This is a genomic window from Sphingomonas swuensis, from assembly GCF_039538045.1.
GTDB classification, from domain to species: domain Bacteria; phylum Pseudomonadota; class Alphaproteobacteria; order Sphingomonadales; family Sphingomonadaceae; genus Sphingomicrobium; species Sphingomicrobium swuense.
The window spans coordinates 1,665,167-1,686,228 of the sequence record NZ_BAABBQ010000001.1 but is presented as its reverse complement, the minus strand read 5'-3'; the positions used below and the strand labels follow the sequence as shown (position 1 = coordinate 1,686,228).

General features: G+C 67.2%; 23 protein-coding genes. 13 read left to right on the top strand and 10 right to left on the bottom strand.

Annotated features, from left to right (window positions below; genetic code table 11):
* Positions 1 to 12: 12 nt before the first annotated feature.
* Genes ABD727_RS08435 through ABD727_RS08415 form a run of 5 tightly spaced genes read left to right on the top strand, consistent with a single transcriptional unit; the run spans position 13 to position 4,553 of the window.
* On the top strand, positions 13 to 1,224 hold the full coding sequence (locus ABD727_RS08435) for a 2-phospho-L-lactate transferase CofD family protein (protein WP_344706944.1): 1,212 nt from the start codon (positions 13 to 15) through the stop codon (positions 1,222 to 1,224).
* Positions 1,221 to 1,853 carry an HAD family hydrolase gene (locus ABD727_RS08430; RefSeq protein WP_344706942.1) on the top strand — a complete coding sequence of 211 codons (633 nt, stop codon included), beginning with the start codon at positions 1,221 to 1,223 and terminating at the stop codon, positions 1,851 to 1,853. Before ABD727_RS08435 ends, ABD727_RS08430 begins: the two co-directional genes overlap by 4 nt.
* Positions 1,850 to 2,749 (top strand): glycosyltransferase, encoded by a 900-nt coding sequence (locus ABD727_RS08425; protein WP_344706940.1) that lies wholly within the window; start codon positions 1,850 to 1,852, stop codon positions 2,747 to 2,749. The genes ABD727_RS08430 and ABD727_RS08425 overlap by 4 nt, the downstream gene beginning before the upstream one ends.
* Positions 2,739 to 3,464, top strand: a complete 726-nt coding sequence (locus tag ABD727_RS08420; RefSeq protein ID WP_344706938.1) for an NTP transferase domain-containing protein — start codon at positions 2,739 to 2,741, stop codon at positions 3,462 to 3,464. Before ABD727_RS08425 ends, ABD727_RS08420 begins: the two co-directional genes overlap by 11 nt.
* Positions 3,465 to 4,553 carry a glycosyltransferase gene (locus tag ABD727_RS08415; RefSeq protein WP_344706936.1) on the top strand — a complete coding sequence of 363 codons (1,089 nt, stop codon included), beginning with the start codon at positions 3,465 to 3,467 and terminating at the stop codon, positions 4,551 to 4,553.
* Here the strand turns inward: ABD727_RS08415 and ABD727_RS08410 are convergent.
* Entirely contained in the window at positions 4,523 to 5,734 is a 1,212-nt protein-coding gene (locus ABD727_RS08410; protein ID WP_344706934.1) for a glycosyltransferase family 4 protein, read from the bottom strand. The genes ABD727_RS08415 and ABD727_RS08410 overlap by 31 nt on opposite strands.
* Positions 5,731 to 7,212, bottom strand: a complete 1,482-nt coding sequence (locus ABD727_RS08405; RefSeq protein WP_344706932.1) for an oligosaccharide flippase family protein — start codon at positions 7,210 to 7,212, stop codon at positions 5,731 to 5,733. Before ABD727_RS08405 ends, ABD727_RS08410 begins: the two co-directional genes overlap by 4 nt.
* Positions 7,213 to 7,229: 17 nt before the next feature.
* On the opposite strand from ABD727_RS08405, the gene ABD727_RS08400 reads away from it, so the two are divergent.
* The gene (locus ABD727_RS08400; RefSeq protein ID WP_344706931.1) at positions 7,230 to 7,781 is read left to right on the top strand and encodes a GNAT family N-acetyltransferase; all 552 of its coding nucleotides are present in this window, start codon (positions 7,230 to 7,232) and stop codon (positions 7,779 to 7,781) included.
* Complete coding sequence (locus ABD727_RS08395) at positions 7,781 to 8,710, top strand: GNAT family N-acetyltransferase (protein ID WP_344706930.1); 930 nt, start codon at positions 7,781 to 7,783, stop codon at positions 8,708 to 8,710. Before ABD727_RS08400 ends, ABD727_RS08395 begins: the two co-directional genes overlap by 1 nt.
* A gap of 3 nt (positions 8,711 to 8,713) precedes the next feature.
* Here ABD727_RS08395 and ABD727_RS08390 read toward each other — a convergent pair whose 3' ends face one another.
* The 4 genes from ABD727_RS08390 to ABD727_RS08375 are packed head-to-tail and all read right to left on the bottom strand — an operon-like array spanning position 8,714 to position 12,621.
* Entirely contained in the window at positions 8,714 to 9,817 is a 1,104-nt protein-coding gene (locus tag ABD727_RS08390; RefSeq protein WP_344706929.1) for a DegT/DnrJ/EryC1/StrS family aminotransferase, read from the bottom strand.
* A complete protein-coding gene (locus ABD727_RS08385; protein ID WP_344706928.1) occupies positions 9,814 to 10,245 on the bottom strand; it encodes a sugar 3,4-ketoisomerase in 432 nt (143 codons plus the stop codon). The genes ABD727_RS08390 and ABD727_RS08385 overlap by 4 nt, the downstream gene beginning before the upstream one ends.
* A 53-nt stretch (positions 10,246 to 10,298) precedes the next feature.
* Entirely contained in the window at positions 10,299 to 11,294 is a 996-nt protein-coding gene (locus ABD727_RS08380; protein ID WP_344706927.1) for an NAD-dependent epimerase/dehydratase family protein, read from the bottom strand.
* Between the two features lie 10 nt (positions 11,295 to 11,304).
* Entirely contained in the window at positions 11,305 to 12,621 is a 1,317-nt protein-coding gene (locus ABD727_RS08375; RefSeq protein ID WP_344706926.1) for a UDP-glucose dehydrogenase family protein, read from the bottom strand.
* 105 nt (positions 12,622 to 12,726) lie between these two features.
* On the opposite strand from ABD727_RS08375, the gene asnB reads away from it, so the two are divergent.
* Positions 12,727 to 14,697, top strand: a complete 1,971-nt coding sequence (asnB, locus tag ABD727_RS08370) for an asparagine synthase (glutamine-hydrolyzing) (RefSeq protein WP_344706925.1) — start codon at positions 12,727 to 12,729, stop codon at positions 14,695 to 14,697.
* On the opposite strand, the gene ABD727_RS08365 is transcribed toward asnB, so the two are convergent.
* From ABD727_RS08365 to surE, 3 genes are read right to left on the bottom strand one after another with little or no spacing between them, the layout of a single operon-like run.
* A complete protein-coding gene (locus tag ABD727_RS08365; RefSeq protein ID WP_344706924.1) occupies positions 14,694 to 16,361 on the bottom strand; it encodes an ABC transporter ATP-binding protein in 1,668 nt (555 codons plus the stop codon). The two genes, asnB and ABD727_RS08365, sit on opposite strands and share 4 nt — an antisense overlap.
* Positions 16,358 to 16,693, bottom strand: a complete 336-nt coding sequence (locus ABD727_RS08360; protein WP_344706923.1) for a hypothetical protein — start codon at positions 16,691 to 16,693, stop codon at positions 16,358 to 16,360. Before ABD727_RS08360 ends, ABD727_RS08365 begins: the two co-directional genes overlap by 4 nt.
* Positions 16,690 to 17,460, bottom strand: coding sequence for a 5'/3'-nucleotidase SurE (gene surE, locus ABD727_RS08355; RefSeq protein ID WP_344706922.1), 771 nt, complete (start codon positions 17,458 to 17,460; stop codon positions 16,690 to 16,692). Before surE ends, ABD727_RS08360 begins: the two co-directional genes overlap by 4 nt.
* A 283-nt stretch (positions 17,461 to 17,743) precedes the next feature.
* Here surE and dksA point away from each other — a divergent pair, with 283 nt between their 5' ends.
* Positions 17,744 to 18,205 carry an RNA polymerase-binding protein DksA gene (dksA, locus tag ABD727_RS08350; RefSeq protein WP_425566775.1) on the top strand — a complete coding sequence of 154 codons (462 nt, stop codon included), beginning with the start codon at positions 17,744 to 17,746 and terminating at the stop codon, positions 18,203 to 18,205.
* A 131-nt stretch (positions 18,206 to 18,336) separates the two neighbouring features.
* Here dksA and ABD727_RS08345 read toward each other — a convergent pair whose 3' ends face one another.
* Positions 18,337 to 18,501 (bottom strand): DUF465 domain-containing protein, encoded by a 165-nt coding sequence (locus ABD727_RS08345; protein ID WP_344706921.1) that lies wholly within the window; start codon positions 18,499 to 18,501, stop codon positions 18,337 to 18,339.
* 149 nt (positions 18,502 to 18,650) lie between these two features.
* On the opposite strand from ABD727_RS08345, the gene ABD727_RS08340 reads away from it, so the two are divergent.
* The 4 genes from ABD727_RS08340 (at position 18,651) to ABD727_RS08325 (ending at position 21,018) form a co-directional block, all read left to right on the top strand.
* Complete coding sequence (locus ABD727_RS08340) at positions 18,651 to 18,848, top strand: DUF465 domain-containing protein (protein ID WP_344706920.1); 198 nt, start codon at positions 18,651 to 18,653, stop codon at positions 18,846 to 18,848.
* An 86-nt stretch (positions 18,849 to 18,934) separates the two neighbouring features.
* Complete coding sequence (locus ABD727_RS08335; RefSeq protein ID WP_344706919.1) at positions 18,935 to 19,426, top strand: DUF1465 family protein; 492 nt, start codon at positions 18,935 to 18,937, stop codon at positions 19,424 to 19,426.
* 18 nt (positions 19,427 to 19,444) lie between these two features.
* On the top strand, positions 19,445 to 20,587 hold the full coding sequence (locus tag ABD727_RS08330; RefSeq protein ID WP_344706918.1) for an iron-containing alcohol dehydrogenase: 1,143 nt from the start codon (positions 19,445 to 19,447) through the stop codon (positions 20,585 to 20,587).
* A complete protein-coding gene (locus tag ABD727_RS08325; protein WP_344706917.1) occupies positions 20,584 to 21,018 on the top strand; it encodes an acyl-CoA thioesterase in 435 nt (144 codons plus the stop codon). Before ABD727_RS08330 ends, ABD727_RS08325 begins: the two co-directional genes overlap by 4 nt.
* Positions 21,019 to 21,062 lie beyond the last annotated feature (44 nt).

Genomic DNA, 21,062 nt, shown 5'->3' with positions numbered 1-21,062 from the left:
GGAGCGTAGGTCATGCTGAACGTGGTCGTCCTCAATGGCGGCCGCGGAGCCGCGTCGCTCATTCCCGCGCTGCTCGACCGGCCGGGGCTCAACGTGACCTCGATCGTCAATGCCTATGACGACGGCAAGTCGACCGGCGAGATCCGCCGCTTCTTCAACATGCTCGGCCCCTCCGACATCCGAAAGGTGCAGTCACTGATGCTGCCCGAAGGACCGAAGAGGGACGTTGCCGAGGCATTGTTCGACGTCCGCTTCCCGCTCGACGTCGACCGTGAAGAGCTGGTTTGCGGGTTCGAGCGCTTCGTCGCGGGCGGAGAGGAGCTTGCCGGAGTGACGGTTACCGATCCGGTCCTAGCCGCGGCGTTGCGCCGTTTCGTCGGCCAGTTCCTCGAGACCCTGCTGCTGATCGAGCAAGTGCGGTCGCAGCAGTTCAACTTCGCCGACTGCTCGCTGATGAACTGCCTCTACGCCGGCGCCTATCTCGATAGCGGTCGCGACATGGAGCGGACGACACGGACCATCGATCGTCTGTTCCGGCTCAAGGGAACGGTCCTTCCCAACAGCGTCGAGAACAAGTGGCTCGCGGCGGTCCGCCAGAATGGCGAGGTGCTGAGCTCCGAGGCCGAGATCGTCGAGCTACGCTCCAACGTGCTGATCGACAGCATCTACCTGCTCGACGCGGCGCTCGAGCGGTCGAGTTTCGACCGGCTGAGCGAAGCCGATCAGCGACTCTACCTCGAGCGCCACCAGGCGCCCGCCATCGCCTCGGCGGGGGTGCGGCTGGCACTCGCGCAGGCCGACATCGTCATCTATTCGGCCGGCACGCAGCACAGCTCGCTCTATCCGACCTACCTGTCGCGCGGCCTGCCCGAGGCGATCGCCCGCAACCGCTCGGCGCTGAAGGTCTTCGTCACCAATATCGGCGCCGACTACGAGACGCCGACCTACCGCGCGGCGGATTACCTCCACGGCGCCTATCGCTACCTCTGCCTCGCGGAGGACCGCCACCATGCGCCGGAGGATCTGTTCGACGCGGTGCTGGTCAACAATGGTCGGCGCAAGGCCGACACCACCTACGTCGACTATGACGACAGCGAATATCGCCTCGACGTGCCGCGGATTGTCGACGACTTCGAGCATCCCGAGCTGCCCGGCCGCCACAATGGCGAGCGTCTGGTGTCGACGATGCTCGATCTCTACGCCAAGCGCGACCTGGCGAAGTGAACGAGGCGGCGTCGCCCTTCCAGGGCAAGAAACTCCTGATCTTCGACCTCGACGGGACGCTCGTCGACAGTTCGCCCATCCATGCCCGGGCCTTCGCCGAGGTATTCGCGCCGCTGCAGGTCGCGGTCGACTATGACCGAATCGCCGGGATGACGACGGCCGCCGCAGTCGATCGCCTGCTGCTCGACGCGGGCAGGGAAGCCGCCGCCGAGGAGCGCGACCGGCTCCGCGATGCCAAGCAGCAGCGTTCGCGTGCCCTGATCGAGCAGGAATTACGCGAGATTCCCGGAGCCGTGGCATTCGTCACTGCGGCGCGCGCGCTCTTCCGCTGCGCGCTGTGCACCTCGGCCTCGCCACCCTCGGCCGAGGCGGCGCTTGCCGCGATCGGCCTAGCCGGGATCTTCGATCCGGTCGTCACCTCCGCCGACGTGCGCAAGGGCAAGCCCGATCCCGAAGGCTTCCTGCTCGCCGCATCACGAGCGGGGATCGAACCCGCCCGAGCGCTGGTCTTCGAGGACAGCGAAAGCGGACTTGCCGCCGCCAGGGCGGCCGGGATGGACGCTATTGCGATCGGGCCCGGGCTGCGCGACTGGGCCTCGCTGCTAGCCGAGATGGAGGCGGGTGCGTGAAGATCCTCGCCTGCGTCGTGACCTACAATCGCTCCGAGCTGCTCGCCCGCTGTGTCGACGCGATCCGCGGCCAACGCCGGCCCCCCGACCGTCTGCTCGTCATCAACAACGGGAGCACCGACGACACGGTCGCAATGCTGGAAGCCAAAGGGGTCGAATGCCTGACCCAGGAGAATGTCGGCTCTGCCGGCGGCTGGGCACGGTCGATCTCGGAAGCGCTGGCGGGAGACTATGACGCCGTCTGGCTGATGGATGACGACGGCTTTCCGGACCGCGAGGCGCTTGGCCTGCTCGAGCAGGCGCTCACGCCCGACCGCGCCTGCGTCTCGTCGGTCGTGCTGCAGGAGAATGCGCGCGACCGCTTCGTCTTTCCGATGCCCTTGCTCAACGACAACCAGCTTCCGGTGCTCGCCGCGCGGCGCCGCAAACTTCCGACCCTCACCGAGCTTCGTGCCGAGGTGAAGGGCGACCTCTATCCCTTCGCCCACCTGTTCAACGGGGCGCTGGTCAGCACCCAGGCGGCGCGCGCGATCGGTAATGTCACCCCCGACTTCTTCCTGTTCGGCGACGAGGTGGACTATTTCATGCGCCTGCGGAGCTTCGGTCCGGTGCTGTCGCACCTTGGCGCGCACCATTATCATCCCGACGTCGCAGGCCGACCGCTGACACCCGAGAAGGCCTATTATTACGTCAAGAACACCATCATTCTGAACCGGCGCTACTTCGACGCGCGCCCGGTCCGTCATGCGGCGGCGGTGGCGGCGGCGCTCTGGCGGACCGGGCGCCGCAACGGATGGAAGCAGGCGGCGGCGCTGGTCGCGGGACGCAATGCACCGCTCGCCAAGGCAGTGGCGCGCGGCCTCAAGGGCCAGATCGGGCGCGACTATGGCCGCTAGGCTCGCCGCGCTCATCGCCGCCGCCGGCACCGGGAGCCGGGCGGGGCTGCCCTATCCGAAGACGCTGCACCCGGTTCGCGGCAAGCCGATCCTGATCCACCTGCTCGATCGCTTGAAGGCGCATGACGGGAATCCGACGATCATCGTCTCGCCGAGCGGGCTCGAACCCATCTCGCGGACCCTCGAGGAACATGGCCGCGAGGCGCACCTGCTGGTGCAGGAGAAGCCAACGGGCATGGGTGACGCCGTGCTCGCCTTCCGGCAGTCGCCCGCCTTCGATCCCGATGCAGACGTGCTGCTGGCCTGGGGCGACATCCCGCTGCTCGAGGAAGCCACCATTGCCGGGCTCGTGGCGCGCCATCGCGAAGAGGGCAACGACTTCACCTTCGCCAGCCGACCGGTGGCGCAGGCCTATACGCGGGTAGCCCGCGATGCGGCCGGCGCGGTCACCGCGCTCGAGGAGACCCGCGAACTCGGCGTCGAACCCGAGCCTGGCGAGCGCGACATCGGGCTCTTCGTGTTCCGGGCCGGACCGATCCTGCAATTGCTGGAGCACCACCGGGACGAGGGGCTCGGCCGCGCCACCGGTGAGCATGGCTTCCTGTACATCGTCGCCCACGCTGCCGCTTCGGGCTTCAAGGTCGAGGCGCTGCCCATTGCCACGGAGCAGGATTGCATCTCGCTCAACCGGCTTTCCGATCTCGACGGGGCCTGAGTGGGCGGACGCCGGATCGCATTGCTCCTCCCCGATCTCGGCGGCGGGGGCGCCGAGCGCGTCGCGGTGACGCTTGCCAACGGCTTTGCCCGCCGCGGCCTTATCGTCGAACTGGTGCTGATGCGGCCGCAGGGCGTGTTGCGCGACCTTGTCCACCGGGATGTTCGGATTGTCGACCTCAAGGCACCGCGCATCCGCCAGGTGCCGACCCGCTTCGCGGCCTACCTGCGCGAAACGAAACCCGACGGCGTCCTCGCCTTCATGTGGCCGCTGACCGTCGCCGCGGTGCTCGCGCGGATCATCGCCCGTTCGCCGGCGCGACTGGTGCTGAGCGACCATAGTACCCTTGGCCGGCAATATCCAGGCAAGCGTGTCCAGCAGGCGATCCGCTGGACCGTGCGCCGCTTCTATCCTCATGCCGTTGCCCGGACGACGGTTTCCGAGGGCGCGACCGCCGATCTTGCAAGCCTGAGCGGACTCGCGCCTGACCAGTTCGAGGTGCTGTCCAACCCGCTCGACCTGCCGCCACTCCCGCTCGCGCGGTCGGACGAGGTCGAGCGGCAATGGGACGGGGATGGGCGACGGATCCTGTCCCTCGGCAGCCTCAAGCCGGAAAAGGACCAGGCGCAGCTTCTCCGCGCCTTCGCCCGCATGCCCGCCGGCGACCGGCTGATGATCGTCGGCGAAGGCGCAGAGCGCTGGCAGCTCGAGAGCCTCACGAAGGAGCTCGGAATCGCGGACCGGGTCGTCATGCCGGGCTTCCGGATCGATCCCTGGCCATTCTTAGCCTCGGCTGACCTGTTCGTGCTTTCGAGCCGCTTCGAGGGACTGCCGCTGGTGCTGGTCGAAGCGCTCCACGCCGGCCTCAGGATCGTCAGCACCGATTGCCCGTCAGGGCCGCGCGAGATCCTCGCAGGGGGGCGGTACGGCAAGCTTGTTCCGGTCGGCGACGCAAACCAGCTGGCCGAGGCGATGGAAAGGGCGCTGGCGAGCGTGCCCGACCGTGAGAGCCTGCGTCGTCGTGCCCGGCAACTTGCCAGCCATGCGACGATCGATCGTTATCTTGAGTTGCTGCTCGGCACGGCCTGACGGAGCGCCCGGACCATCCTGATTGGAAGGCTGTCGGTCAGCAATCCGTAGAGCATGGATGTGAGCCGTTTGGCGTGCGGCGCGCCGCCTGAGGGCGCGGCATCGGCCAGCGCCTCGAGCTGCCTTGCGACACCCGGAAGCGCATAGCGGAGAGCGCCCGAATGCAGGTCCTGCGACAGGGTCATGCGGTCCGCCTGCGGCATTGCCCGATAGTCGCGGATCAGTTGCTCGATCCGGTGTGTCGGCTCCTTGCCCTCCTGCCGCTCCCCGAGGTTGCCGAAGGGAAGCTGGTGAAACCAGCCGTAGCTGCCTTCCGCCGAGCTGTCGGTAGCAGCGATCGTGGGGATGCCGAGCATCGAAGCCTCGAGCGCCGCCGTCCCGAGCCCGACGAACAGGTCATAGTCGAGCAGGGTCGAGGCCAATTGTGCATAGGGCAGGGTCCCGCACAGCCGAAGCTGCTTGCTCACACCCTGCCGGTCGATCGCGGCCCTTACCTCGGGCTCGAGCGCGCCATCGCCGTAGATGTCCCAAGACACCTCGACGCCATCATCGAGCAGCCGGCGGACGATGGAGGATGCCCCGATATTATATTGCTTGAAGTCGGTCAGCCGCCCGACGGATACGATCCGAAGCGGTGCTTCGCTGGCGGCGCGGCTCCACTGCCGATTGCGCTCTTCGACCGGGACCGGGATGATCGGCGATCGGTCGAGTGCGACCTCCCAGCGGCGCTGCTTCTCGGTCCGTGATTCCTCGTTCATGAAGAACAATCGCTCGAACCCGACTGCCTCGGCGACCATACGGTTGAGCCATCGCCGGTCCGCGCGTTCGCCGTCCATGAAGAAGGCACGCGGATGGTAGATGCCGCTGAGGTGCACGGCATGTCCGCCTGGCGCGACGGCTTCAATTGCTAGCCCGAGCGCGGCGCTGATCGGATCGAAGCTGATCAGGGCTGCCGGCGCTTGCTCGCGACCGAGCCAGCGGCTGCCCAGTCCGATCGCAGACTGCCTGCTGGCATATTCTAGCGGCGTCACGTCAGGCGATAGCAACGGCACGTTCTCACCGCCCGAGTGGAGGACGGCGACATCCTTACCTTCACTCGCGAGGTGATTGGCGAGGCGCACGATGAGTGTCTCGATGCCGCCCATTCCGAGCGGCCCATAGACCAGCAGCCAGCGCTTCACCGGCCGATCCTTGCAGCGAGGGTCCGTGCGGTCCGTCCGATCCGGTTGTCGGCCTCGGTCAGGTGGGCGAGGCGGAGCAGCCCAAACAGTCCGGCGGCGGCCGAAAGCGGAAGGCCGATCGCGAGTCCTGCAAGCGGGAAGAAAGAGCCAACCAGCGCCAAGGCCGCGACCGATCCGATCACCGCCAGCGCAAGCAGGATCAACGGACGACCCGGATGGAGGCCGATCAGCCGCCGCGCAATGAAGAATTGGGTGAGAAGGTAGACGCTCATCATCGCGAAATAGGCGATGCCGGCGGCTTCCACCCCGAAGCGGGGGAGCAGCAGCAAGGTCCCGCCGACCAGCACCAGCGCAAACAGTGCCTCGGCGGCGATGTAGATCTTGCCGCGTCCCGAGGCGAGCAGAAGGTATCCGAGCGGCCAGCCGAGCGTCTTGAGCGTGTCGCCGAGCACCAGCCAGCGGAGCAGCGGCGTCGCCTCGACGAACTGGCTGGAATAAAGGGCGTGGAGCACCCAGGGCGCGGTCGCCTGCAGTCCCAGGAAAAGTGGCGCGGCCAGCAAGAGTGCGATTTCCGCCTGCTCGAGCACAACCCGCCTGGCGACGAGCGGGGTGGGATAAGCGGCGGATACGCGCGGGTAATAGTCGGTCGCCATCGCGCTCAGCACGAAGCCGATGTAGGTCACCGAGATCATGCTGGCCGCGCCATAATAGCCGAGCGCCGCGGCCCCGAGTTGGTCTCCCATCGCGCTCCGGATCGCGAGCTGCGCGACCGGCGCAAGGAGGTTGCCGAGCATCAGCGGGACACCGAGCGACAGCATCGGCCTGAGCTCGGAAAGGAGGCGCGGAGAGGAGGGGGCAGCGCCGGGCCGCAGCGGGGCGAGCACCATCACGCCCACGACGAGCGCGCCGACCGGAGCGGCGAGGATGTAGAGCGGAATTCCTCCGCTCCCCAGCCAGTATAGCGCCCCGACCCCGAGCAACGTCCCCGTCAGCGCGCCGCCGACGTTGAGCAGCGCCAAACGACCGATCTGCCGCAATCCGGTGAGCAGGAACTGCTGGGTCGTGGCAAGGATCGTCAGTGCCGCGGCAAGCGCGATCAGCCCGAGCGACCAGCCCGCGGCCTCGTCCGGAAGGAGCCAGGCGCCGAGCGGCTTCTGCAGCAACCAGAGCAAGGCGAGCGTCAGCGCGGCCAGCGTCAGGGAGCCCAGGAACAAGGCACGGCGGACGCTCGCCCGGGCCTGCTCCTCGTCGGCTTGGGACAGCTGGCGAACCGCCGCATTGGCCAGTCCCAGGCCGCCGACCTGAGCAAGGCTCGTCACCAGGCTCTGGACCAGTGCGATCAGGCCGAAGCCTGCCGGACCGAGCAGCAAGGCGGCAAGCTTGTTTCGGACGAGACCGGTGAGGACGTTCGCGACCGACGCCGCGCCGATCAGCGAGGAGGAGCGGAGGATCTGGCGGGCGGAGTTGTCATCGGTCATCGGGGAGCCGCGTCCGCGTGGCGCATGCCGGTGAGAACATCAAGCTTGTCCTTGCCAAGCCCTTTCACCCTTGCGAAGGCCTCGACCGTGCCAAGGACCTCATTCTCGTGACCGCCGGGCTGAGGCTGGTCCCCTACGACCGCGACTATCTCGACCGCAGCTGGGAGTGGCTGTCGGATCCGCAGACCCGGGCGCTGACCCTGACACCCGCCTTTCGCCGGGAGGATCAGCAGGCCTTCTTCGAACGGCTGCCGGGCCGGACCGACTATCTGATCTGGGGAGTAGAACATGACGGGCGTCCGGTCGGGGCCGCGGGCCTGAAGCAGGTGGCAGCGCCCAAGGCCGAATATTGGGGCTATCTTGGTGACAAGTCGCTGTGGGGGCGCAAACTCGGGCCGGTCCTGCTCGCGCTTGTCGAGGAGCAGGCGCGCGAACGCGGGCTGACCGACCTGTTCCTACGCGTGGCCCGCGACAATGAGCGCGCCATCCGCCTCTACCTTCGCACCGGTTGGGCCGATGCAGGGGATGACGGCGAGGTGCTGCACATGACCAAGACGCTGGCGCCATGATGTTCGAGGTGAGGCGCTACTCCGCGGATGATGCGGACTGCTGGAACGCGCTGGTGGCGCAGTCGAAGACCGGGCTGTTCCTCTTCGACCGCCGCTTCATGGATTATCATTCCGACCGCTTCGAAGACGTCAGCGCGTTGGTGCTGCGGGATGGCGAGCCGGTCGCGGCACTTCCGGCCTCGCGCCACGGGGACGAAGCGGTGAGCCATGGCGGCCTGACCTTCGGCGGGCTGATCGCCCGTTCCGACCTTCGAACCCCCGACGTCATCGACGCCTTCGACAAGGCTCTTGAGGGACTGCGCGACTGGGGCGTGCGTAAGCTCACCATCAAGAGCATTCCCGCGCCCTTCACGACACAGCCATCGGGCGAGCTCGACTATCATCTGTGGCGCCGTGGCTTCGTGTTGGCCGGGCGCGACGTGTCGAGCATCGTCCCGCTTCGCGACCCGCTTTCCCCATCCAAGGCCAAGCTTCGCGACTCCAAGCGCGCGGCCAAGCTCGGCTGCGAGGTGCGCGACACCTCACTGGCGGACTTCCATCCGCTCCTCGCCGAAGTGCTGCTTGCACGCCATGGGCGCGATCCTGTGCACAGCCAGGACGAGCTCGTGCAATTGCAGGCGGCGCTTCCGGATCGGCTGCTGGTCCGCTGCGCGTGGCTCGACGGCGAGCCGGTCGCCGGCACCCTCCTGTTCCGCTACGGCGCCGTCTGGCACACCCAATATCTTGCCTCCAACGAGGCTGGCCGCAAGGCGAATGCGCTCGACCTCGTGATCGCCTCCGCCATGGCTGAGGCGGCCTCGGAGGGAGCGGACTGGTTCAGCTTCGGCATCTCGATGAGCGGCGAAGAGCTCAACGAGGGCTTGCTATGGCAGAAGGAGAGCTTCGGCGCCCGGACGATCCTGTTCGATCGCTGGACCGGCGACCTCTGATCCTCAGGCTGCCGCGGCGCGGACCGCGGCGATGACGGCCTCGACTTCCTCGTCGCGCATCTGCGGACCGATCGGCAGGCTGAGCACCTCGTTCGCAAGCTGCTCGGCGATCGGAAAGCTCCCGGCAGGAAGGCCGAGATCGGCATAGGCCTGCTGGCGGTGCGGCGGGATGGGGTAATGGATGAGGGTCTGGATGCCTTGGTCGGCAAGACGCTGCTGCAGCCCGTCCCGATCGGTCGCCCGAATGACGAACAGGTGCCAGGCCGGATCGGCCCAATCGGGCACCGCCGGAAGGGTGATGCCGGGAAGGTCGGCAAAGGCCTCCAGGTAGCGCTCGGCGATCGCCTTGCGGCGGCTGTTCCACGCGTCGAGATAAGCGAGCTTGACCGAGAGCACCGCAGCCTGGAGCGGATCAAGCCGGCTGTTCACGCCGCGCACCTCGTTCACGTAGCGCTGGTGCGAACCGTAATTGCCGAGCGTCCTGACCCGGTCGGCGAGGACCGGATCGTTGGTGGTGATCGCGCCCGCGTCCCCGAGCGCGCCGAGGTTCTTGCTCGGGTAGAAGCTCCACGCGACGAGGTCGCCATGGCCGCCGACGCGCTGGCCCCGATAGCGCCCGCCATGCCCCTGCGCACCATCCTCGAGCAGCCGCAAGCCGCGCCTGCGGGCAATCTCAAGGAGTGGATCGAGGTCGGCCGGCTGGCCGTAGAGATGGGTCGGCAGGATGACCCGGGTGCGCGGCGTGATCGCAGCCTCGACCTTGCTCGGGTCGAGATTATGGGTTGCCGGATCGGCTTCGACCAGCACCGGGGTGGCGCCGACCATGCTCACCGCAAGCAGGGTTGCGATGTAGCTGTTGCTGGCGACGATCACCTCGTCGCCGGGACCGACATCCATTGCGCGGAGCCCGAGGTGAAGCGCATCGAGCCCGTTGGCCACCCCGACGCAATGCGCGGCACTGCAGTAATCGGCGAAGGCCCGTTCGAAGCCCTCCACCTCCGGACCCCCGATGTACCAGCCCGAAGCCATTGCCCGTGCCACGGCCGCGTCGATCTCGGGCTTGAGAACCTCATAGCCGGCGCGAAGCTCGAGAAAGGGGACTTTCATCGGCCTGCACCCACAAGCGCGAGGAAGTCGTCGTAGCCGCGGATGTAGTCGGCCTCGGCATAGGGTGCATCGGCAAGGACAAGCAGCACGCAGTCGGGGGTGAAATCCTCCATCTCGTGCCAGACCATCGGCGGGATCGTCAGCCCGACGTTAGGCCGGTCGAGGCGGATCTTCTGCCGCCGCTCACCATCGTCCAGAACCATGGTGCAGCCGCCCGCCACCGAGAGCGCGAACTGCTGCAGCTCGCGATGGGCATGGAAGCCTCGACGAACACCCTGGTCGGTGCCGAAGACCGTGTAGACCCGCTCAATTGCGAAGGGCACTTCGCGGCGCGCCTCCATCGGGACCAGCGAGCCACGCTCGTCGCCGCGCACGGGCAACTCGATGAGTTCGCACCCTGCGATGATTTCCTGATCCGGCAACAGCATAGCGCGCGCTGATAGTCCGGTGGCCGGGATACGCAACTGGCTGCGGGAGGATTTCAGACCGGACGCTCTGCGGTGAACCAGTCGACGAAGCGCGGTACGCCCTCGTCGAGCCGGGTACGCGGAGCGAAGCCGAAATCGCGCCGGAGCGGCTCGATGTCGGCGAAGGTGTCGATCATGTCGCCGGGCTGGAGCGGGGCTTGCTCGACGATCGCGGTCCGGCCGGTCGCCCGTTCGATCAGCCGGACGAGCTCGCCGAGTTCCTCGGAGCGGTTGTTGCCGATGTTGTAGAGGGCGTGCGGGGCAACGCTTCCTCCCGGCTTTTCCGACCCGTCGGCGAGCGGAGGACGATCGAGCACCCGCAGCACGCCCTCGACGACGTCGTCCACGAAGGTGAAGTCGCGGCGCATGCGCCCGGCGTTGAAAAGGCGGATGGGGCGGCCTTCCAGCACCGCGTCGGTGAACAGCCACATCGCCATGTCCGGGCGGCCCCACGGGCCATAGACGGTGAAGAACCGTAGGCCCGTCTGTGGAATGGCGAAGAGATGGGCATAGCTCTCGCTCATCAGCTCGTCGGCGCGCTTGGTCGCGGCGTAGAGAGACAGTGGCAGGTTGGCGCGCTGGTCGGCCGACATGGGCAGGGTGGTTCCGCCGCCATAGACCGACGAAGACGAGGCATAGACGAGGTGGCGGACCTGCCGCCGGCGGGCCAGTTCGAGGATGTTGGCGTGGCCAACAAGGTTCGAGCGAACGTAGGCCGCCGGCTGCTCGAGGCTGTAGCGGACCCCGGCCTGCGCCCCGAGATGGACGATGCGGTCGATCTCTGCGCCCGCAAGCGCTCCTTCCAGCAAGCCAGCGTCCGAAAAGTCGAGTCGATGAAAGGAGAAGTCGCCGCCAGCCTTCTCAATCTCGTCGAGGCGGGCCTGCTTGAGCCGGGGATCATAGTAGTCGTTGCAGTCGTCGACCCCGACGACGGCCTCGCCGCGCGCGAGCAGAGCCCGGGCGACGTGCATCCCGATGAAGCCCGCACATCCGGTGACGAGGATGGCCATCGCCCTTGCCCTAGCTGCGATGCTCGCCGCGACCGATGCCGCGATAGCTGAGTCCGGCCCGGCGCACGTCCTCGGGCACATAGACGTTGCGAAGATCGACCAGCGCCGTGCCGCGCATGGTGGCGGCGAGGCGCTTGAGGTCGAGGGCGCGGAATTCATCCCACTCGGTCACCAGCACCAGCGCGTCGGCACCCTTGGCCAGCGCGTAGGCGTCGTCGGCGAAGGTCACGCCGGGCAGCATCGGCTCGGCCTGTTCGCGACCCACGGGATCGAAGGCGACGACCTCGGCACCGCCTTCCTGAAGTCGCTTGATCAGGGTCAGGCTGGGCGCGTCGCGCATGTCGTCGGTGTTCGGCTTGAAGGTCAGGCCGAGCACGCCGACCTTCTTGCCCGCAAGCTCGCCCCCGAGCGCATCGCGGACCCGGTCGGCGATTGCCGCCTTGCGGGCGTCATTGACCTCGACCACCGAAGAGACGATCCGCATCGGCACGTCATAGGTCTCGGCCGTCTGCAGCAGGGCCAGCGTGTCCTTGGGGAAGCAGCTGCCGCCGTAGCCGGGCCCGGCATGGAGGAACTTGGAGCCGATCCGGTTGTCGAGCCCGATTCCGCGCGACACCTCCTGCACGTCGGCACCGACCGCTTCGCACAGGTCGGCGATCTCGTTGATGAAGCTGATCTTGGTCGCAAGGAAGGCATTGGCGGCATATTTGATCAGCTCGGCCGTGCGCCGCCCGGTGAACAGGATCGGTGCCTTGTTGAGGAACAGCGGCCGGTAGACCTCGCGGAGGGCTTCGCGGGCGCTTTCCTCTTCGGCACCCACCACGATCCGGTCGGGAATCTTGAAGTCGCGGATGGCCGCGCCCTCGCGCAGGAACTCGGGGTTCGACGCGACGCTGGTGCCCTCGGGAGCCCCATTCTCTTTGAGAATGCGGGCGATCTCGTCGCCCGTTCCGACCGGGACGGTCGATTTGGTGACGATGACCGCCGGGCGGGTGAGGGCGCCGGCGATCTCCTTGGCAGCGGCATAGACGAAGCTGAGGTCTGCATGTCCGTCGCCGCGACGGGCCGGCGTGCCGACCGCGATGAACACGGCATCGGCGTCGCGGATGCCTTCCACCAGGTCGGTGGTGAACTTCAGCCGACCGCGCGACGCATTATGCTGAACCAGCGCCTCGAGCCCCGGCTCCCAGATCGGCATCCGCCCGGCGAGCAGCCCCTCGATCTTGGCCGGTACCTTGTCCACACAAGTGACGTCATGACCAAAGTCGGCGAAACAGGCGCCCGAGACGAGGCCGACGTAGCCCGTGCCGATCATGCAGATGCGCATCGCAATCCCATCGAGAACGAATGAAGTGGTCGCGCCTTAGCCAGCGCGCTCTTTCCTGACTAGCCGTGCTTCCCTGCCGCTCCCCCGCGCGTTAGAGCGCCCGGCATGTGCGGAATTGCAGGAATGATGGGCCCTCGAGCGGCCGACGAGCGGCTGCTTGGCCAGATGGCGGATCCCATCAGGCATCGCGGACCCGACGATGGCGGCGTGTGGACCGACGCGGAAGCGGGGATCGGACTTGCTCATCGCCGGCTGGCGATCGTCGACCTTAGCCCGCATGGCGCTCAGCCAATGGCGTCGGCAAGCGGCCGCTTCGTCCTCAGCTACAATGGCGAGGTCTACAACCATCGCGATCTTCGCGCTGAACTGGAGGCGGCCGGCGCAGCGCCGCCTTCGGGCTGGCGCGGGCACAGCGACACCGAGACGCTGCTCGAGGGGATTGCGCACTGGGGTCTTGCCGGAACGCTCGAGCGTGCCACCGGAATGTTCGCCTTGGCAGTGTGGGACAAGGCCACCCGAACTCTCAGCCTCGTCCGCGACCGCTTCGGCGAAAAGCCGTTGTATTACGGGTGGATCGGCAAGGACTTGGTGTTCGCGTCCGAGCTCAAGTCGATCCGCGCCTTGCCCGGCTTTGCCGCCGAGATCGAGCGCGAGGCCGTCGCTGGCCTTGCCGCGCGAAGCTACATTCCGGCGCCGCTTTCCATCTATCGCGGCATCTTCAAGCTCATGCCCGGCTGCGTGCTCGAGGTCGTCCCCGGGGCTGCCCCGCGCCAGAGCGCACCACCCGTCGGCACTGCCGAGCAGGGGCTTAAGCTGTCGCGCTACTGGGATTATCGCCAGGTCATCGCCGATGGCCTTTCGGACCCGATCGCCAGCGAGGGCGAGGCGCTCGAGGCGGTCGAAGCATCCCTTCGCCAGGCCATCGCCGACCAGGCGGTCGCCGACGTGCCTGTCGGAGCCTTCCTCTCGGGAGGATTCGACAGTTCGACCGTGGTCGCGCTCTACCAGAAGGTTTCGAGCGGGCCCGTCCGCACCTATTCGATCGGCTTCACCGAGGCCGGCTTCGACGAAGCGCCGCACGCCAAGGCGGTCGCCGCCCATCTCGGGACCGATCATAGCGAGCTTTACGTCACTCCAGCCGAGGCTCGCGAGGTGCTTCCGCTGCTGCCGGCCATGTATGACGAGCCGTTTGCGGACAGCTCGCAGATCCCGACCTACCTCGTCAGCCGCTTCGCCAAGAGCGAGGTCACGGTCGCATTGACCGGGGACGGCGGCGACGAGCTGTTCGGTGGCTACAACCGGCACGTCATCGGCCCGGCGCTGTGGCAGCGGCTCGCCCCCGTGCCGGCGGCGCTTCGCGCGCTTGGTCGTCCCCTGGGATCGCTTCCGCAGCGCTGGTTCGAGCTGCTCGTACAGAGCGGGCCGAAGGGCAACGGTGCGGCCCGGATCGCCAAGGGCCTCAAGGTCGCGACCAGCGCCCGTTCGCCGGACGACGTCTATCGCTCCTTCATCGACGAATGGGCGTTCGAGGCCAATCCGGTCCTTGGCGCGCACCCGGTGCCGGACGTTCCCCTGAACCTGGAGGGCGCTAGCCCGGCCGAGCGGATGATGCTTGGCGATGCGCTTGGCTATCTGCCCGACGACATCCTTTGCAAGGTCGATCGCGCCTCGATGGCGGTCAGCCTCGAAACTCGCGTGCCCTTCCTCGACCATCGCCTCGCGGCAGTGGCGGCGCGCGTACCGATCGGGATGAAGATCGCGGACGGACGCGGCAAGCAGATCGTCCGCAAGCTGCTCAACCGCTATGTCCCGAGCGAGCTGACCGATCGTCCCAAGGCCGGGTTCGGAATTCCGGTCGGCGAGTGGCTGCGCGGCCCGCTCAAGGAATGGGCCGACGACCTCTTGTCCGAGGAGCGGCTGCGTCGCACCGGCATGTTCGACGTCGCGGCGATCCGCCGTCGCTACGAGTCACACCAGGCCGGGCACCGCGACAGCACGGTCGCCTTGTGGTCGGTGCTGATGTTCGAAAGTTGGCTTGAGGCGCAGGGCAGCGCGACTCTCGCCGACGCCGCCTAGGGTTCGACGATCCGGCCGGCCTGGAGCCGGATGATCCGGTCGCAATGCTCGAGCATGCTCGCCCGGTGCGCGATCAGCAGGATGGTGACCCCGCGCTCCTGAAGCGCGTCTAGCGCGGCGAGGACATGCTCCTCGCTTTCGGGGTCAAGCGCGCTGGTGGCTTCGTCGAGCACGAGCAGCGGGGCAGGGGCGTAGAGCGCCCGGGCGAGCGCCAGCCGCTGCCGCTGCCCGCCCGAAAGCATGAGTCCGCCGGATCCCACTCGGGTCTCGTAGCCGCGGGGAAGGGCGTCGATCATGGCATGCAGTCCGGCGAGGCGCGCCGCCTCGACCACGCGGGCATGGTCAGGATGCCCGTCCATGAAGGCGATGTTCGCAGCCATGGTCGTGTCGGCGAGGAATGGCGCTTGCGGCACGTGCGCGACATTGCGCTGCCAGGCCCGGACGTCCTCCGACGCCTCGAGCACGTGGCTGTCGATGAAGAGCCGGCCCCAACTCGGCTTGATCAGCCCCATGATCACGTCAGCGAGGCTGCTTTTCCCGCTGCCGTTGCGGCCGACGAGGGCGATCCGTTCTCCCCGTGCGATGGTGAGATCAATGTCGCTCAAGGCCGCTTCGTTGCGTCCGGGATAATGGAAGCCGACGCTGTCGAGCCGGATCTGCTGCTGGAAGGGCAGGGGAGGCGCGGGCGCATGCTCGGTGAGGTCGGCCTCGTTGAGCAGGTCGGTCACCCGGTCGATCGCCGCGCCGTTGGCGGTGATCCCAGAGACGGCCTGCGCCAGCGACTGGGCGAGCGGCAGCAGCCGTTGTGCCCCGAGCGCAAGCGCTGCGAGGGTTGGAAGCGCCGGAGCAAGCCCGTCGGAGCGGTCGGTCACCCACCAGGCCAGACCGATCAGGGCGATGAGGCCCAGCGTCTCGACCAGGATCCGAGGAGTCGCGTTTATGATCGAGATGCTGGCTCTGGCATCTGAGAAGCCTCGATCCACCTTACGGAAGCGTTCGGCGGCAACCCCACGGCTGCCGGCCAGGATCAGCTCGCGCATCGCTCCGACATTCTCCTGCACGGCCGCGATCCGGGCTTCGTAGCCCGCGTTGACTGCTGCGCCGGCCCGGCGGGTCCGGCCGCGGCACAGCCACAAGGCGAGGAAGAAGAGCCCGCCGAGCAGAAGGGCGGCCGCCAGGGCGGTCACGACGTCGATCCTGATCAGCGCCGCCAGGATCGCTCCACCGAGCACGAGTGCTGACGCCCCTTGCAGCAGGGGAAGGAGAACGGAGTAGACCAGGAGGTCGACCTGATCGAGCGCGGCCAGGGGAGCGCTTGCCCGGGCCTGGGCATGCGCCAGCCATCCTCTTGCAAGGACGCGTCGCTGCACCGCGACCGTCAGACGGTGCGCCGTTTCGAAGGCGAGTCGCTGGGTCGCGACCAGCAGCCCGAACCGGATGACACCGGCGGCCAGCACCACGACCGCGAACAGCAGGGCTGATCCGGCGGCAACGTCGTCATGCGCCCCGGTGAGCCAGGAGCGAAGGAGCCTGAGCAGGGCGACGAGCGTCCCGAACTCGGCAGCGGCCCCCGCGATCGTCAGCAGGGCCAGCGCGACCAGCCGCCGCCGGCCATCGCTTCCGAGCGCCTGCAACAATGCCTTGAGGCGAGTGCCGCTGATCATGCCCGCTCGCCCAGCAGCCAGGGCCGCCGCCGCGCGACCAGCATCAGCAGGGTCGGCAGGAGCATCGTCCCGATCAGGTCTCGAAGACCCTCGACCAGCTGCATCGGGAGCGAGGGCCAGCGTTCGAACCAGAGGTCGTAGGTCTCGTTGGCAAGCTCCAGCAGCAGAAGGACGGTCCACGGCCGCCACGAGGCGATCGACGTGCGCAGAAGCAGGGCAAGAACCAATTGGAGGATCACGCCCCCAAGCACGTGGAGCGTGTCCATGGGCCAGCCTGTCGCGTGCGCCAGCAGCTCCTTTGCCCAGTACCAGTCCTGCAAATCGACGCTCATCGCGGCGCGAAGCGCTCCGCAAGCGACGAGAGCGAAGGTTCGTGCGTCAGGTCGAGGTGCAGCGGGGTTACCGAGACGAAGCCGTCGGCAATGGCCTCGAGGTCGGTGCTGTGGCCCGGCGTCTCGACCGAGGGTCCGAGGCCAAACCAGTAATAGTTGTAGCCACGCGGATCGGTCCGCTGGACGATGCGGGTCCGGCCATAATCCCGGATGCCCTGCCGGACGACGCGCACGCCCTTGACCTCTTCGGGGGCGCGGGCCGGGAAGTTGACATTGAGCAGCGTGCCCGGCGGCATCTCGGCGGTGAGCAGTTGCTCCAGCACCCGCGGGCCCCAATGCTCGGCGGCCGCGAAGGGGACGGTGTCGCCCATGCCCTCGCGCGCATAGGACTGGCTGAGCGCAATCGAGCGCACTCCGGCGAGCGCGCCTTCCATCGCTGCCGACACGGTCCCGCTATAGGTGACGTCCTCGGCCAGATTGGCGCCACGGTTGATGCCCGAGATGATCACGTCGGGCCGCGCCTCGGGCATGAGATGGAACAGCGCCATCAGGACGGCGTCGGTCGGCGTTCCGGCGACCGCGAATTTCTTCTCCGCGACCCGGCGCAGTCGCACCGGGCGGGTCAGGGTGAGGCTGTGGCCGGTCCCCGACTGCTCCTCTGCCGGGGCGACGACCCACAAGTCGTCGGCGAACGGGCGCACAAGCTGTTCGAGGAGCTCGAGGCCGGGGGCATTCACCCCATCGTCGTTGGTCAGCAGGATGCGCATGGGCCGCGCTATGGAGTCGCGATTGCGGGGGCGCAACCGCGGTTGCGCCATTTTGGCAACATGGAACGGGAAAGCCGATTTCAGCGCTTGTTCAGCCGGTCTGACGCAGTTAGAGGCCCCGCTTGGGGATATCCGGCTTTACGAGGGATAAGTACCTCAAAAGCCTAGTGATCGCTCGCCGTCGTATCCGGCCTGCCCGGTGCTTCGGCAAGCGGGTGTGCTTTGGGTTGGGACCGGCGCGCCATTTGGTCTGGCCGCCACCGACCCGATTGGGGAGGGTTTGATGGCGACTGCACTCAGCGACATCTACGAGACACCGGAGCCGTTCGATCGGATCGTCCTCGCCGAGGACTATCGCCCGAGCGACGACGAGGAATTCATGGGCACGCAGCAGCGGGCCTATTTCCTGGCCAAGCTGCGGGCCTGGAAGGAAGCGATCGTCGAGGAAAGCCGGGCCACCATGGCGCAGCTCCAGGTCGACACCCTCCGCGAACCCGATCTTGCCGACCGCGCCTCGAGCGAGACCGACTGGAGCATCGAACTCCGCACCCGCGACCGCCAGCGCAAGCTGATCGCCAAGATCGACGCGGCCATCCGCCGGCTCTATGCCGGTGAATATGGCTATTGCGAAGTGACCGGGGAGCCGATCGGTCTTGGTCGCCTCGAGGCCCGTCCGATCGCCACGATGACTCTCGAGGCTCAGGAACGCCACGAGCGGATCGAAAAGATCAGCCGCGACGATTGATCGACTTCGCTCGGTTTAGTGGTTCGACCTTGAAGAGGCGATGAGTAGCGAGGGGGCTCGAACCTGCGGCGCAGGCGGCCCCCTCCGAGTTCAGGATTCTTCCCCGGTCTGACCGGAGAAGGACGCCGGACTCAATGCACGGTCAGGCCGAGCATCTCGTCCTTGAGCCGGAGCTTTTCCTTCTTGAGTTTGTGGAGCAGGATATCGTCGGGGTTGGGTCGCTGTTCTTCTCGATCGATTTGCGCCTGAACAGCGGCATGCTTTGATGCGAGGGCCTCGACGTGTGCCTTTTCCATATGTGTCATTCCCTTTCGGTTGGTGTGACAGCCTGATGAGAAAACCACGAAGCGCTGCGTTTGTCGCGTCCAATTTGCGCCACTTGCCGCATCCAGCCCGCGCCTCGGCGTGACCGCGCAGTCAACTTGGAATAACCAGCTTTTCACCGATGAACGACGACCACCCTACAGCCAGGCTTGAACTGCTCCGCGCCGAACACCGGCAGCTCGACTCCGAGATCGCCGCGCGACTCGAGGGCGGGGAGGGCGACATGATCGAGATTGCCCGGCTCAAGAAGCGCAAGTTGAGGCTGAAGGACGAGATCCAGTTGCTGCTCGACCGGGCAGTTCCGGACATCATCGCATGACCCCGTCCCCGAACGGGACGCGCCGGAGCCCTCGTAGGGCAGCAGGCGTTTCCCTCCGACCTTGAGCATGGCATGACGGTCTTCTGATGAGCGACGTCACGACCCTCGGCTCGACCGGTAGCCGGATCACACCCCGGCTGATCGAGAGCCTGTACACGGAAGCCATGGTGCTGGCCGACGAGGCGCGCGCCTATTTCGACACGGTCGGCCGGAGCGAACGCGACGGTCTCGATCCCTTCGTGCGGGTGGGGTTTGCCTGCGAGTCGCTCAAGGTCACGACGCGGCTGATGCACATCATCGCCTGGCTGCTCACCCAGCGGGCGGTCGAGACCGGTGAGATCAGCACCGCAAGCGGCATGCGGCCCGAGCGGCGTCTCGGGCACGCGGGGATCAGCGATCCCGAGGTCGTCCATCAATTGCCCGCCGCCGCCCAGTCACTGGTCGAGGCGAGCGTCGATCTTTACGATCGTGTCCGGCGGCTCGACGAGGAAAGCGTCAGCGACGCTCCCGTCTCAAGCCCAGCGCGGGCGCTGATGGGTCGGCTGGAGCGGGACCTCATCTGGAACGGGTCGCACTGACCGGCTAACCCTGCGGCCATGAGCCTTCCAATATTGAATCCCGGCCCCCGCCTGCTGATCGGCGACGGCCGCTCACCCGAGATTGCGGCACTGATGCCGGACGGTCCTATTCTCGTCGTCACCGACGACGGGGTGCGCCGCTTTGGACTGATCGAGCCGCTGCTCTCCGAGCTGCGCCGAACCCGTGACGTCATTGTCTTCGACCGGGTAGAAGCCGACCCCAGCCGCGCGAACCTCCTCGAAGCGGTCGATGAAGGCCGTGCCGCTGGTGTCGGCGGAGTGATCGGCTTTGGTGGCGGGAGCCCGATGGATGTCGCCAAGCTCGCCGCTTACCTGATCGGATCGGCCGACGCGCTCGACTCGATCTGGGGCGTCGGACTGGCGAGGGGGCAGCGGCTGCCGCTCGCGCTCGTACCCACCACTGCGGGCACGGGTTCGGAAGCAACTCCGGTCGCAGTCATCACGGTAGAAGGCGCGGAGAAGAGGGGGGTAAACAGCCCCGTCCTGGTGCCCGACGTGGCCGTCCTCGACGCCGGCCTGACGCTGGGCAAGCCCCGCGCGCTCACCGCGGCCACCGGCATCGACGCGATGGTTCATGCTATCGAGGCCTACACCTCGGCCAAGGCCAAGAACCCAATCTCGGACATGCAGGCGCGCGAAGCCCTGCGCTTGCTCGGCGCCAATCTGCTGACCGCCTGCGACGAGCCCGGGAATGTCGCCGCGCGCGAGGCGATGCTGCTCGGCGCGCACCTTGCCGGGCTCGCTTTCGCCAATGCGCCGGTCGCCGGCGTTCACGCGCTCGCCTATCCGCTCGGCGGCATCCACCACCTGCCGCACGGTCTCAGCAATGCGCTGATGCTTCGCCCCGTCCTCAGCTTCAATGCCGAGGCAGCCCGCGAGCCCTATGCCGAGCTTGCCGCCATCCTCGATCCGGCCGCTGCCGAACTCGGCAGCCAGGCCGCGGCAGCGCGGCTGATCGAGCGATGCGAGGAGCTGGTGCAAGGCTGCGGCCTTGCTCCGCGGCTCCGCGATCACGGGATCGGGCGCGACGAAGCGCCGATGTTGGCGCGCGAGGCGATGAAGCAGCAGCGACTGCTGGTGAATAATCCGGTGCCGATCGGGGAAGAGGATGCGCGGCGTCTCTACGAGGCCGCCTGGTGAGCCGGGCCGCCGCTCCGGTCCGCGCCGACTTTCGCTACTGGCAGCGGTTCACCACCCGTTGGGCCGACAATGACGCCTACGGGCACGTCAACAATACCGTCTACTATCAATGGTTCGACAGTCTGGTGAACCAGTGGCTGATCGAGCGGGATCTGCTCGACATCGGCCAGGGGGATCCCATCGCGCTGGTCGTCGCGACGGATTGCCAATTCTTCTCCTCCACCGCCTATCCCGGCCAGATTGACGCCGGTCTGGCAGCAACGGAGGTTGGTAGCTCGAGCGTTCGCTACCGCATCGGGATCTTTGCCGCCGGCGACGAAAATGCCGCGGCGGCGGGGCATTTCGTGCACGTGGCCGTGACCCGCACCGGACGTCGTCCGACACCGTGGCCGGACGCATGGCGAGTGGCATTAAGAGACTTATTAATATAACTTTTTTGGTAGTCGCGTTGCGGCGCCTCCGAGGGCCTGTCACC